This is a genomic window from Pseudoalteromonas sp. SR44-8 (genome assembly GCF_014163635.1).
Taxonomy (GTDB): domain Bacteria; phylum Pseudomonadota; class Gammaproteobacteria; order Enterobacterales; family Alteromonadaceae; genus Pseudoalteromonas; species Pseudoalteromonas rhizosphaerae.
The window spans coordinates 100,678-112,712 of sequence record NZ_JACJDS010000007.1; the positions used below are offsets into that span (position 1 = coordinate 100,678).

Consider the following 12,035-nt stretch of genomic DNA (forward strand, 5'->3'; position numbering starts at 1 on the left):
AGTGAGCAAACTAGCCCAAAAAAGTGGTTTAGTGTGGCTTTGGTTAAGTTTGCTACTTTTAGTAGCAGACTTTGCCAGTAAAACACTGGTTGTTAAAACCATGAATTTACGCGAATCAATTGATATATTGCCATTTTTCAATCTAACCTATGTGCATAACTATGGCGCAGCTTTTAGTTTTTTAAGTGAAGCGGGTGGTTGGCAACGTTGGTTTTTAAGCGTTATTGCTATTTCAATCAGCGTATTATTGATCTGGTGGCTAAAACGTTTACCTGCCACTAATAAAATTTTATGCAGTGCTTACTCGTTAGTATTAGCGGGCGCAATTGGCAATTTATATGACCGTATCAGCCATGGTTATGTGATTGACTTTTTACACTTTTATTATGAAAGCTGGAATTTTCCTGCGTTCAATATTGCCGACAGTGCGATTTGTATTGGTGCCGCATTATTATTATTTGATGCCTTTACTGGCGAAAGTCCTAAGGAGCAAAAAGCATGAGCCAAGCAGTTATAGGTGAAAAATCAGAGGTTATTTTTCATTTCTCAATTAAGCTATCGGATGGTTCTGCGGCAGATTCAACCAAAGTGCATAATAAGCCTGCAAAATTAACGATGGGTGATGGTAGTCTAACGGCTAACTTTGAAAAATGCTTATTTGGTTTAGCGTCTGGTGACAGCAAGTCATTTGAACTTGAGCCAGAAGATGCTTTTGGTCAACCAAACCCAGATAATATTTACTATGTAGACCGTAGTAAGTTTGGCCCAGAAACGCCGGCAAAAATTGGCTCTATTATTGCGTTTACTCAACCTGATGGTACCGAATTACCAGGAGTTGTTCGTGAAGTGCAGGGTGAGTCTGTGACCATCGATTTTAATCATCCGCTTGCAGGTCAACGTTTAACTTTTGAAGTTGATATTTTAGAGGTTACCGATATTGCTAAGGTAAGTAACTAATGGAAATTTTATTGGCAAATCCGCGCGGTTTTTGTGCGGGAGTCGACCGTGCGATTAGTATCGTTGAACGTGCGTTAGATATCTTTGAAAAACCGATCTATGTGCGCCATGAAGTTGTCCATAACCGCTACGTGGTAGATGGTTTGAAAAGACGTGGTGCGGTGTTTGTTGAAGAATTGGATCAAGTGCCAGACGACAGCATTGTTATTTTTAGTGCCCATGGCGTGTCACAAGCTGTACGCAGTGAAGCTAAGCGTCGAGATTTAAAAGTATTTGATGCAACATGTCCATTGGTCACTAAAGTGCATATGGAAGTGACCCGCGCTAGTCGTAAAGGTATCGAGTGTATTTTAATTGGTCATCATGGTCACCCTGAAGTTGAAGGCACCATGGGGCAATACGATAACGCTAAAGGTGGTATTTATTTAGTTGAAACGCCTGAAGATGTTGCCAAACTAAACGTGAAAAATCCAAATAACTTATTTTATTGTAGCCAAACTACATTATCGGTAGATGATACCGCAGATGTTATAGGTGGCTTAAGAAGTAAGTTTCCAGCGATTGATGGCCCACGTAAAGACGATATTTGTTACGCCACACAAAATCGCCAAGATGCGGTACGTGACTTAGCTGATAAAGTAGATGTGTTATTAGTTGTTGGTGCTAAAAATAGCTCAAATTCAAATCGGTTACGTGAACTTGCTGATAAAATGGGTACTGTTGCTTACTTAATTGATGACGCCAGTAATGTTGAAGATCAATGGTTTGCTAATGTCAATGCGGTTGGTGTTACCGCGGGTGCATCAGCCCCTGAAGTGCTTGTACAACAAGTGATTAACCGCCTTAAAGAATTAGGCGGTAAACAGGTTATTGAAAACCCTGGCGAAGTAGAGAATATCGTATTTGCTGTACCCGTTGAGCTACGCTAACCTTAGCGTACTGACAGGACATTATTAAGGAGCGCGCAATGAGCAAGTCGGTGCAAACCAATACTTTGCTTTTTGCGGCGCTGTTTAAAGAACGCGGCGTACTTGCTACTTTAGTCGTTGCGCAAGTTATCGCCACTATACTAGCTTTCGCTCCTGCAACTGCGGATGACATTTGGATCCGCCTCGGCGGGATCAGCCTGTTTTTACATCTCACATTTTTGTCTAGTCTAACTTGGCTTTACTTACTGCGTAAACCACTTGCAAACTTGGGTCAGCCTTGGCAATTAAGTGCTTTAATGGCTTCATTACTACTTACAACGGCGGTTTTCAGCGGATTGTTAGTGACCTATGGAGGCGACTTTATTGCACAACAACATACTTATCAGTTTATTTTAAGAAACTTATTAGTCGCTTTTTTAGTCACCGCATTATTTATTCAATTTTTAACTATTCATTTTGAAAAAGACCAGCAAACTAATGCGTTGGCTCGCGCAGAGCTAGATGCCTTACAGGCACGTATTCGTCCGCATTTTTTATACAACAGCCTCAATACCGCAGCGGAGCTTACTCATTATGATCCTCAAGCTGCAGAGCAAGCGATTTTAGCGCTCGCGGCATTATCTCAAGCGGCAATGCGAGTGGGGAAAGAGACTGCACTAAGTGATGAAATCGCACTGACTCAGCAATATATTGCGCTTGAAAGTTGGCGGTTTGCTGATCGTTTACAAGTCAACTGGCAATTACCGGAGCAATTGCCAGAGATAACTATTCCGTGCTTAACATTACAACCACTGCTAGAGAATGCTGTTTGTCACGGTGTTGAGCCTTCATTGACTGGCGCTATAATTTACGTCGAGTTACATATTAGTAAACGCTCGTTAGTCATTTTAGTTGAAAATCCAATCTCGTCGCAGCAGCAGAAACGCTCAGGTAATGGCATGGCGCTGAATAATATTCGCCAGCGGTTAGATCTTTATTATCAAGGTCATGCAAAGCTGACAATGACAACACGAGGTGATATTTTTCGGGTAAAGTTAGTACTGCCTTTGGCTATCAATAATGCCAAGGAGCAAGCATGAAGGTACTCATAGTTGATGATGAGCCACTAGCACGTGCTCGCTTACAGCGATTACTTGCTCATTACCCAGACTATAACCATGCAGCACAAGCAAGTAATGGCAACGAGGCTTTGCAACAAGTGAAGCTGCAGGCTCCTGATATTGTATTTCTGGATGTTGATATGCCTGCTATGAGCGGTTTAGAAGTTGCAACACAATTGAACAAGTTGTCTGTCCCTCCGGCTATTATTTTCGTCACCGCTCATCCTGAGCATGCCTTAGAAGCTTTGCAACTCAGTGCCGCGGGTTATTTAGTAAAACCTGTGACGGAGCAAAATCTAGCAAAAACAATAGATCAACTAGGTCGTTTAACACGCGCCCATCTACAAAAGCAACGTCCAGCGGCAATCAGTTATCAGCTTGCGGGGGTGACACGCAGTGTGGCATTAGAGGATGTTTGTTATATTATAGCTGAAGAGAAATACACGCGTTTAGTTTTTGCTAACGGTGAGGCATTGCTTGATCAAAGCTTAAAACAACTCGAGCAGGATTATCCTACACAGTTATTACGAATTCACCGCAAGATAGTGATTAATCTGTCCCGGCTAATCGCTCTAAAAAAAGCTGAAGATGGCAGTCATGTGGTTTTATTAGAAGGTTGCAGTTGTTTATTACCAGTAAGTAGACGCGCTTATAAAACAGTAAAAGAGCATCTTTAAGCACATTAAATTTTGCAGCAAAAATGCATAGTTAACCATTCATCAACAAATATAACCGTTCATCCTAACCCATCTTGTATCTACATATTATAAGCATATCCTTATAATCAGGTAGTTTTATATTGGGTGTAATATGAGGTCCATCAAGCATACATCGCAACATGGTTTTACGTTAATAGAGGTTTTAATTGCGTTTGTGATTTTAAGCTTTGGCCTACTCGGTGCGGTCGCATTACAAGCAAAAGCAAAACAAGCCAGCTTCGACTCTATGCAACGAGCAGCAGCAGTTGCTTTAGGTAATGACATTATTCAACGGATACGAGCAAATGACCGAGTTGCGTCAATCACTCAGTATAATGGCACATTCACCAGTAACACAGCACTAGAACAGTCTCGAACATGTTACACCGATACATGTAGCTCAGCTCAAATAGCTGCTCTAGATCGTCAACAATGGATCCGTGCCATACAAGCCCGTGAAAATACTGGCGCGCTCGATGACGCCACTGTGTGTATAGAAAATACTGTAGCGGCAGGTAATGGTGGCAGAGGGTTTAATATTCAAGTCGTGGTAAGTTGGCGGGGACGTCAAGAGATCACTGCTAATGCTGAGACAAAAAAAATAACATGTGGCGAAGAAAGTAATACACGCCGCGTTATGGTACTAAAAAGCTATGTTTATTCAAGGAGCTAGCATGAAGCAGCGAGGTTTCACTTTAGTCGAAATGATGATCGCACTTTTTATTGGTGGTTTAGTGCTCGGCGGAGTTATGTTTACTTACATAAGTATGAAAGTAACGACCAGAGATACTATGGTAATTGGTGAATTACAAGAAACGGGTCGTTTAGCATTAAATATTATGCAGCGCGATATAGAGCAAATCGGTTTTTGGGGGACATTCTACGAAGATTCATTTTCGAAAGAAAATACCACAACTCTAACCAACCCTACTGGTGATTGTTTTTCTGGACTTAATAACGGTAGTTTCCCCGTTAATAATGCAAATAGTAATTTTCGTTCGGTATTTGCACTTGAATCAACTGGAGGCGCGCAGTTGAACTGTATTACAGATTCAAACGATACAACAGATATCTTACAGGTGAAATTTCTAGAGGGTCTGCAAATTGATCCTGCTGATACCAGTTCAAGTAATTATTACTTTATAGCTGAGCAAGAGCGAGCTGAATTTCGCAAAGGCCCAATAGCTGCTGGGACTATAAACGGCAATGCAACGATTTGGCGTTATCGTCACCACGTTTATTACATTGATGAACAAACTTATCAAGTCAATGGACAAAATATCAATGTGCCGGTACTAATGCGACGCCGACTTAGCGCCAGAAAAGACCAAATGATTACTGAGACTATTATGGAAGGTGTTGAAAACATGCGTTTTTTATTTGGGCTAGATACAAATAATGACGGCCGTGTGGATGCTTATCGAAGCGTAGGAATGATGACAGCAACAGATTGGGAAAACCGCCGAGGAATATTAACCGTACAAGTTTTTATACTGGTGCGGTCATTACAAGAATATGCAGACTTAAATCAGCTCAATCAAACGTATACTTTAGGTGAGGATGCAGGTCAACGAGTGCTTAGGTTTAATGACAGGTTTCGTCGAGCTTTATTTACAACAACTATTCGCTTAAATAATGTGGGGGCTAACTTATGGCGTATTTAAAACCAGCTGCCAAACAGCAAGGAATTGTGTTGGTCGTTGCTTTGATTATGGTGGTCGCTGTCACTGGCATTGCGGTGACACTTATGAGCAGTAGTAGTGTAGATATAAAAATTACTAATGCTGCATTTGAGCGAGAAGAAGCTGAAAATTTATTAATGGGTAACGTACAACAATTGATTGCAGGTGAGGCTAACAAGGGCGGCACAAGTCATTTTCTATATACTCGAGCTCAAATACCAAATGGCACGCTTGAACTGCCTCAGATAGATGATACAACAAGTACGATGAGTAATTTAAATAATGGTGCACTAGACTTACCATGTCCTCGAAAGTTTAATTTTACAGCGGGAATTTCGTGCAATATGGTGCAGGTAAACAGTACCATTACGTTTGGCTCAAAAAGCAGACATACTATAACAGTAACATCAGGCATTGCTCAGGAAATGGCAAGCTTAAATACTGGCGGTTAAGTGAGTAAATATGATCAAGTTTAAAAAGTTAGTTATGAATATTTCACTTAGTATCGCGGTACTTTTAAGTATGCAATGCTATGCGGAAGATATTGAATTATATGTAAACCATAATGTAGAAATAGACGAAAGAGCGCGAGTTTTATTGATTTTTGATACCTCTGGCAGTATGGCGTTTTCATCCAAAACAGGTAAAGATTGTGGTCAATATAATAATGGTGGCTGGAAGGTATGTAATGACAGTCGACTTGGAGTGGCTAAAGATGCTATGACTGAGTTGATCACCGGTAACCCTGACATCGATTTTGGGCTTATGCGCTATAACAGTACTGATGGCGGTTATATATTGAATGGTATTGGTAGCTCACACAATGCTATAAAAGCATCAATAGATAACCTACCCGCCGATGGTGGTACTCCATTAGCTGAAACTCTTTGGGAAGCATATTTGTATATTACAGGGAAAGGTTTGCACTATGCGCTAAATCTCAGTGAGAGCAGTAGGGATACAAATGTTGAGAGTAAAGTCTATGCGGGAAGAGAGCAAGTTCGTAAATGTAACAACTGGGGGTGGAATTGTAGGTATGAATGGCAAGATAAATATAGTTATTCGTATATTTCACCTTTTGCAGATAGTGTAGAGGAAGCTAAGCGCTGTGATAACTCAGTAAATATAATTTATATGACGGACGGTGATCCATCTGCTGGAAGTGATAATAATAGTGACGGTGCGATAAGTGAAGCATATAAGTCATATTTCGGTCGTTATTTAAATAATAATGATTACATCTACAGTAACTACTTACATCAGTTAGCTAAAGTAATTCATGGTGTAGACGCGAATAAAAAGGCTAACATCGAAGAGGTCGTTGTTGATTTGTATCCTCAAACTCCCGATATTCACGAAACCGGCCGTGTATATACCGTGGGCTTTGGATCGGGGATGAGTAGCTCTGGTAAAAAACTACTAGAGGAAACCGCTACACTCGGTGGTGGTCAATACGAATATGCAGATACTGCAGAGCAATTAGCTGATGCATTTAAAAAATTCATCACCAATATCCGTGAAGTAAACGATACTTTTACTTCACCTTCCATAGCTAGTAATAATGTTGATCAAACTCGTAGTCGAGAATCTATATATTACGCTATGTTTTACCCTGAAACCGGCGCTCGCTGGCGTGGTAATTTGAAAAAATTAAAAGTGTCAGGAACTGAAATAGTTGATGCCAATTCGACCCCTGCACTGAACGACGATGGGTTGATTAAGTCAACCGCATCGACATTTTGGTTACCCGAGAACACTCCACCTGATGGTAATTCGGTAGAAAGTGGTGGTGTCAATTTACACCTTACCAATTTAGCAGAGCGAACTGTTTATACAGATTCCCCTAAAGGAGGATTGATTGAGTTTCAAAGCTCAACGTTGCAAACCGCATTCGGTAGTCTTGCTAAGGTTGCTACTAGCTTTGGCACAGATATCAATAGTGTTGGTTCAACTATTGAATGGGCTAGAGGGGTAGATGTTGATGATGAAGATAAAGATAGCTCTCGGCGTGATCAACGAAAAGATATATTTGGTGATCCATTACACTCAAAGCCAGTTACGATTGATTATGGTAGTGGTGACATTCGCATATTGATTGGTACTAATGCTGGTTTTCTGCATATGTTCCAAGATAAAGGTAAGGATGTTAGCGAAACATGGTCATTTATTCCAAGTAGTTTATATAAAATTTTAACTCCATTACGTAATAATCTAGCAGACACCAAAGTGTACGGTGTTGACGGCCCAATTACTGTATTTTTTGATGATGCTGATCGTGATGGTGTTGTTGAAGCTGGTGATCGCGTGTGGGCATTCTTCGGTATGCGACGTGGTGGTAACCAATATTATGCATTAGATATTACTAATCCAGATGTACCAAAATTAATGTGGACAATTCAAGGTGGCAGTGGAGTTTATAAAGAGTTAGCACAAACTTGGTCTGCTCCAACTGTGTCATATATTAAGGGAAAGAAAGAGCCAGTGTTAATTTTTGGTGCTGGTTTTGATACTAATAAAGACAATGTATCACTCAGTAATGATACGAAAGGGCGCGGTATATATATCGTCAATGCATCAGACGGTAGCTTGGTTTGGGAATTAACGCCTAAAACAGGCTTTAAAGGAAAACATAGTATTGCAGCAACAGTTTCGATACTTGATTCAGATTATGACGGTTTTATAGATCGCTTATATGCAACAGATACTGCGGGTAGTATTTGGCGTGTAGATATGCCAAGTGCAAACCCGACCGACAGTAAAAACCCTTGGACCCATTTCGAACTTGCTAAATTGGGGGGAGCAATTTCTAGTCAAGATAGGCGCTTTTTTTATAAGGCGACCGTAGCACGTACAATGTTTAGCAAGGTAACCAGTACCACAAGCAATAATCAAACAAGTATAATCCGCGAGGATACCCCATTTGACGCAATATTAATTGGTAGTGGTAATAGACCAAAGCCAACACTAACAACGGTACAAGATCAATTGTATATGATCCGTGATATTAATACTGTGACCATGTCATTTATAGGAGATGACATTCCTGAGACTATTACGCCTAGTGATTTAATGAATGTAAATAGTGATCCTTTTGCAAATGCGCTAGATGATATTGAGCAGTTTACAGAAGAGGAAGTGAAGCTTAGTAAAAAAAGCGGTTGGTATTATGATCTTCCTCGCAGTGGTGAAAAGTCGCTCGCAGCTGCAACTGTAGTTGGAGGAGTTGCTTATTTTACAAGTTTCACACCAGCTTCAGCAGATGCCACGATTAACCAATGTTCTTTAAGTGGAGGAAGTGGCGGTTTATATGCATTTCACTTGCACTACGGAAGCAAGGTATATAACCAATTGCGTTATGTCACGAGCAATGATGTACCAGATACACCGCAACTTTATTTTGGCACCTCAGAAGTTTGCGACAGTGATGGTAAAGCATGTAATGAACAAAGCCAGTTTTTATTACTAGGACCAGGAGTAAAGCAAACTAAAGCGACTGAAGATGAATTTAGTGCGAAAAACCCATTTATACCAAAAGAGATCCTAGGGCCAGGCATTACGTTTGATGAAGATGGCAAAATTAAGCTTGTGAGTGATGCGGTGCCCATTGGCTTTGGTTTTAAAACTCAACAAACCTTTATCTATAAGCGAGAGAATAATGACAACCAAAAATAACATGCAGCGAGGGTTTACATTAATTGAGCTCATGATCACTGTAGCAATATTAGGCATTATTGCCTCAATTGCTCTACCAAGCTATTTTGAACATGTTAAACGGACTGCTCGCACAGAAGCAATCACGTCATTACTTGATGCGGCTAATCGGCAAGAGCAGTTCTTTGTTGATAATCGAGAATATACAAATGATTTAGCAAATATTGGTGTAACGACACCAACTGAGCATGGTTTTTATACTATTGAGGTTGAAGTCGATAACGATGCAGGGACATTTAGCTTTACAGCAACTCCAGTTGCTGGTCCTCCATTAAAAGATGATGACTGTAAGACCTTTGTTATTGATGATGCAGGACTAAAAACCGCAACACCGAAAGCGAATTCTGCAATGTGCTGGGGTAAATAGTTTGTAATGGCTTTATTTTTGGTTACTCTTGGCATTTTGAGGTATTTTTAATCTTCGTTCTGCCAGTATAGCTTATAGATATAGCAAGCCCTTTGTGGCTTGCTTGTTTATACTTAGGACAATATATAAATGTACCGTTATGAAAGCCCATGGGTGTGCCGTTATATCGAAAAGTAATAAATGGCCTAGGGTAGGTGAGCATATCTTCAGAGTGTGTTGGTTCAATGTAAAATAGAACCTTATCTTTACCATCAAATTTACCTACCTTGTTAGTATCAGTAAACACAGTAAGTTCTTTGTGCCAATTATCGCTATGGCATTGATTATTTTTAAGGGCGCAAAATGTTACGTTTGCGCCATAAGATACTGCGCTTAAACGGGATAAGCCAATAGCTCGATTTACTTTTGCGATATGGTTGTCAAGGCGGATATTTATGAGTAATGGCTGATAATTAAATAAAACTAAGTGGCACATTATTGACATAATGCTTAACACTACCATAGTTTCAATCAACGTGGTTCCTAGTCGCTTTGCTCCGTTGTTTATATCCTTCATCCTTGAAGTTCTCAATTATGACAAGTAGATTAAGCTTAGTTGACCCTAAATCAGATGCAAATATAGAGCGAAATTTAATCACAGGTGCCGCTCGTATCTCCGTTATAAAATGCCGTACCAGATTGGCTGATTGTCAGTGCTTTATTGTTTTTGTTATCTTTATTTGGACAGTAGATGAATGTGCCTGGGTTAGAGGTAATACGACCACTTGCATCAAATATCAATGAATTATCACCTGAAAATGTTAATTGATTATTGTCAGGGACTTCTTCCATAACTCTGAGAATTCGGTCTCCTCTGCGTGGGTTATGATCGCCATTACTATTACTATCATAAAAGACGATTATAGAGCCGTCATTCCAACTATCTAAGCAGGTCACTTTTTTGTCATTTTCTATGCTGGTTGTATTACCACTGCACACAACGATCAATGAATCGGTACTTGTGGCTTTTGCGCGAGCAAAGTTGATGTTACGTTTTAACTCCAGCAAATAATTTTCAGCTCGGTTATTTTCAAGCATGTCGCTACTATTCCAAAAAGCGATTGAGGCTAAAATTCCGACTATCGCAAGGGTGACCATCACCTCAAGTAATGTAAAGCCATGTTGTTGTTTGTTCATGTTCACCTCTGGTACTGGAGTGCGCTGAGTAAATCAGCGCACTTTGAAGAACTTATTTTAAACATAATTGTTCCAATTGATATAATCATACCATTGCTGACGATTAAATCACCGTAATTCAATTGCTTTGTTTGCTATGAAGTGCAGGATTGTCTAAAATCGATTCAATTGGCAATATAAGAGTAGCGACTAATAATGAAGAAAATTGAAGCAATAATTAAACCATTTAAACTTGATGATGTTCGTGAAGCGTTGTCTGATGTCGGTATTACTGGCATGACCGTCAGTGAAGTGAAAGGTTTTGGCCGTCAAAAAGGACATACTGAGCTTTATCGTGGCGCTGAATACATGGTTGATTTTTTACCAAAAGTAAAGCTTGATATTGTCCTTGGTGATGACGATGTTGACCGTGCTATTGAAGTGATCGTTAAAACAGCACAAACAGGTAAAATTGGCGATGGTAAGATTTTCGTCACTGACGTTGAGCGTGTAGTACGTATTCGTACTGCTGAAGAAGATGAAGACGCGATCTAATTTATTATCTGAGATTAAAAGTCAGACATAAAAAAGGCGCTACTTATAAACAATCAGTAGCGCCTTTTTTGTATATGTTAATTTATTTCTTTTTATTTAACTCTCGGGTCATTTTGGCGTGTTTACTTAATTCTGGTAAACCAAGCTTGTTGTAGCTTTTTTCCATCATTTCCAGTGCTTCATTTAAATAACTACTTTGAGAATAATGCTCTACGACGTATTTACCGCGATTTGCTGCTGCTAAGTAAGCTTCACGTTCATAGTAGTAATCAGCAACTTTCAACTCGTAACGTGCCATTTTGTTGAGTAACCAAACTAAACGTCTTTTTGCTTCAGGGGCATAGCTACTATCAGGGAAGCGATTGACTAAGGTTGATAAATCAGTAAAGGCAACACGGGTACGATTAGCATCACGGTCGGCTCTATCAACACCAAAATACTCTTGGAATGCGTTTTTATCGGCTTTAATATTTACTAAACCACGCATGTAGTACATATAGTCTAAATCTTTGTGGTTTGGATTTAGGCGAATAAAACGGTCAATTGTTGCAAGTGCTTGTTCAGTATTACCCGCTTGGTAATGGGCGTAGACTAAATCCATTTGTACTTGTTTTGACATAGGCCCAAACGGATAGCGTGAATCAATCGCACTCAAAAGCTCAATTGCACGCGCGTACAAGCCTGAATCAAGTGTTTGTTTGGCATCATCATACAACGCTTGCGCTGATTTATTAGGAACGCGTTGGATATCTTCTGCATCAGGTGCTGACGAACAGGCACCTAAACCAAGTAATGAAACTGTAAAAACAATGGCGAATGCACGTTTCCCTATTCTATTTATCATTTTATTTGTTACCTTCGATGTCTTCGGCTAGGCCAAG

Annotated in this window: 14 protein-coding genes; 11 read left to right on the forward strand and 3 right to left on the reverse strand. The window is 40.0% G+C overall.

Features of this window, described 5'->3' with window-relative positions; translation table 11 throughout:
• Position 1: 1 nt before the first annotated feature.
• The 10 genes from lspA to H5183_RS05085 all read left to right on the forward strand — a co-directional run bounded on the left by lspA (position 2) and on the right by H5183_RS05085 (position 9,444).
• Positions 2 to 502, forward strand: coding sequence for a signal peptidase II (gene lspA / locus H5183_RS05040; protein WP_145237265.1), 501 nt, complete (start codon positions 2 to 4; stop codon positions 500 to 502).
• Positions 499 to 957, forward strand: coding sequence for an FKBP-type peptidyl-prolyl cis-trans isomerase (fkpB, locus tag H5183_RS05045; RefSeq protein ID WP_182717082.1), 459 nt, complete (start codon positions 499 to 501; stop codon positions 955 to 957). The genes lspA and fkpB overlap by 4 nt, the downstream gene beginning before the upstream one ends.
• Positions 957 to 1,886, forward strand: a complete 930-nt coding sequence (gene ispH, locus H5183_RS05050) for a 4-hydroxy-3-methylbut-2-enyl diphosphate reductase (protein WP_182731095.1) — start codon at positions 957 to 959, stop codon at positions 1,884 to 1,886. The genes fkpB and ispH overlap by 1 nt, the downstream gene beginning before the upstream one ends.
• Positions 1,887 to 1,924: 38 nt before the next feature.
• On the forward strand, positions 1,925 to 2,965 hold the full coding sequence (locus H5183_RS05055) for a sensor histidine kinase (RefSeq protein ID WP_145237256.1): 1,041 nt from the start codon (positions 1,925 to 1,927) through the stop codon (positions 2,963 to 2,965).
• Positions 2,962 to 3,663, forward strand: a complete 702-nt coding sequence (locus H5183_RS05060) for a LytTR family DNA-binding domain-containing protein (RefSeq protein ID WP_182731096.1) — start codon at positions 2,962 to 2,964, stop codon at positions 3,661 to 3,663. Before H5183_RS05055 ends, H5183_RS05060 begins: the two co-directional genes overlap by 4 nt.
• Positions 3,664 to 3,796: 133 nt before the next feature.
• The gene (gene pilV / locus H5183_RS05065; protein WP_145237250.1) at positions 3,797 to 4,357 is read left to right on the forward strand and encodes a type IV pilus modification protein PilV; all 561 of its coding nucleotides are present in this window, start codon (positions 3,797 to 3,799) and stop codon (positions 4,355 to 4,357) included.
• Between the two features lies 1 nt (position 4,358).
• Positions 4,359 to 5,348 carry a PilW family protein gene (locus H5183_RS05070; RefSeq protein ID WP_145237247.1) on the forward strand — a complete coding sequence of 330 codons (990 nt, stop codon included), beginning with the start codon at positions 4,359 to 4,361 and terminating at the stop codon, positions 5,346 to 5,348.
• The gene (locus tag H5183_RS05075; RefSeq protein ID WP_145237244.1) at positions 5,336 to 5,818 is read left to right on the forward strand and encodes a pilus assembly protein PilX; all 483 of its coding nucleotides are present in this window, start codon (positions 5,336 to 5,338) and stop codon (positions 5,816 to 5,818) included. Before H5183_RS05070 ends, H5183_RS05075 begins: the two co-directional genes overlap by 13 nt.
• A 10-nt stretch (positions 5,819 to 5,828) precedes the next feature.
• Positions 5,829 to 9,038 carry a pilus assembly protein gene (locus tag H5183_RS05080; RefSeq protein WP_145237241.1) on the forward strand — a complete coding sequence of 1,070 codons (3,210 nt, stop codon included), beginning with the start codon at positions 5,829 to 5,831 and terminating at the stop codon, positions 9,036 to 9,038.
• The gene (locus H5183_RS05085; RefSeq protein WP_145237238.1) at positions 9,022 to 9,444 is read left to right on the forward strand and encodes a type IV pilin protein; all 423 of its coding nucleotides are present in this window, start codon (positions 9,022 to 9,024) and stop codon (positions 9,442 to 9,444) included. The genes H5183_RS05080 and H5183_RS05085 overlap by 17 nt, the downstream gene beginning before the upstream one ends.
• A 22-nt stretch (positions 9,445 to 9,466) precedes the next feature.
• On the opposite strand, the gene H5183_RS05090 is transcribed toward H5183_RS05085, so the two are convergent.
• Positions 9,467 to 9,958 carry a GspH/FimT family pseudopilin gene (locus H5183_RS05090; protein WP_182731097.1) on the reverse strand — a complete coding sequence of 164 codons (492 nt, stop codon included), beginning with the start codon at positions 9,956 to 9,958 and terminating at the stop codon, positions 9,467 to 9,469.
• A gap of 116 nt (positions 9,959 to 10,074) precedes the next feature.
• Positions 10,075 to 10,620, reverse strand: coding sequence for a GspH/FimT family pseudopilin (locus H5183_RS05095; protein WP_145237230.1), 546 nt, complete (start codon positions 10,618 to 10,620; stop codon positions 10,075 to 10,077).
• Between the two features lie 195 nt (positions 10,621 to 10,815).
• On the opposite strand from H5183_RS05095, the gene glnB reads away from it, so the two are divergent.
• Positions 10,816 to 11,154, forward strand: a complete 339-nt coding sequence (gene glnB, locus H5183_RS05100) for a nitrogen regulatory protein P-II (RefSeq protein ID WP_145237227.1) — start codon at positions 10,816 to 10,818, stop codon at positions 11,152 to 11,154.
• 82 nt (positions 11,155 to 11,236) lie between these two features.
• On the opposite strand, the gene H5183_RS05105 is transcribed toward glnB, so the two are convergent.
• Positions 11,237 to 11,998: an outer membrane protein assembly factor BamD gene (locus H5183_RS05105; protein WP_145237224.1), complete on the reverse strand. Its 762-nt coding sequence runs from the start codon at positions 11,996 to 11,998 to the stop codon at positions 11,237 to 11,239.
• Positions 11,999 to 12,035 lie beyond the last annotated feature (37 nt).

What these genes read in the sequence shown, in the direction of transcription:
- H5183_RS05105 (WP_145237224.1), bottom strand. Translation starts at nt 11,998, where the DNA reads ATGATAAATAGAATAGGGAAACGTGCATTCGCCATTGTTTTTACAGTT.
- H5183_RS05080 (WP_145237241.1), top strand. Translation starts at nt 5,829, where the DNA reads ATGATCAAGTTTAAAAAGTTAGTTATGAATATTTCACTTAGTATCGCG.
- ispH (WP_182731095.1), top strand. Translation starts at nt 957, where the DNA reads ATGGAAATTTTATTGGCAAATCCGCGCGGTTTTTGTGCGGGAGTCGAC.
- pilV (WP_145237250.1), top strand. Translation starts at nt 3,797, where the DNA reads ATGAGGTCCATCAAGCATACATCGCAACATGGTTTTACGTTAATAGAG.
- fkpB (WP_182717082.1), top strand. Translation starts at nt 499, where the DNA reads ATGAGCCAAGCAGTTATAGGTGAAAAATCAGAGGTTATTTTTCATTTC.
- glnB (WP_145237227.1), top strand. Translation starts at nt 10,816, where the DNA reads ATGAAGAAAATTGAAGCAATAATTAAACCATTTAAACTTGATGATGTT.
- H5183_RS05075 (WP_145237244.1), top strand. Translation starts at nt 5,336, where the DNA reads ATGGCGTATTTAAAACCAGCTGCCAAACAGCAAGGAATTGTGTTGGTC.
- H5183_RS05060 (WP_182731096.1), top strand. Translation starts at nt 2,962, where the DNA reads ATGAAGGTACTCATAGTTGATGATGAGCCACTAGCACGTGCTCGCTTA.
- H5183_RS05095 (WP_145237230.1), bottom strand. Translation starts at nt 10,620, where the DNA reads ATGAACAAACAACAACATGGCTTTACATTACTTGAGGTGATGGTCACC.
- H5183_RS05085 (WP_145237238.1), top strand. Translation starts at nt 9,022, where the DNA reads ATGACAACCAAAAATAACATGCAGCGAGGGTTTACATTAATTGAGCTC.
- H5183_RS05055 (WP_145237256.1), top strand. Translation starts at nt 1,925, where the DNA reads ATGAGCAAGTCGGTGCAAACCAATACTTTGCTTTTTGCGGCGCTGTTT.
- H5183_RS05070 (WP_145237247.1), top strand. Translation starts at nt 4,359, where the DNA reads ATGAAGCAGCGAGGTTTCACTTTAGTCGAAATGATGATCGCACTTTTT.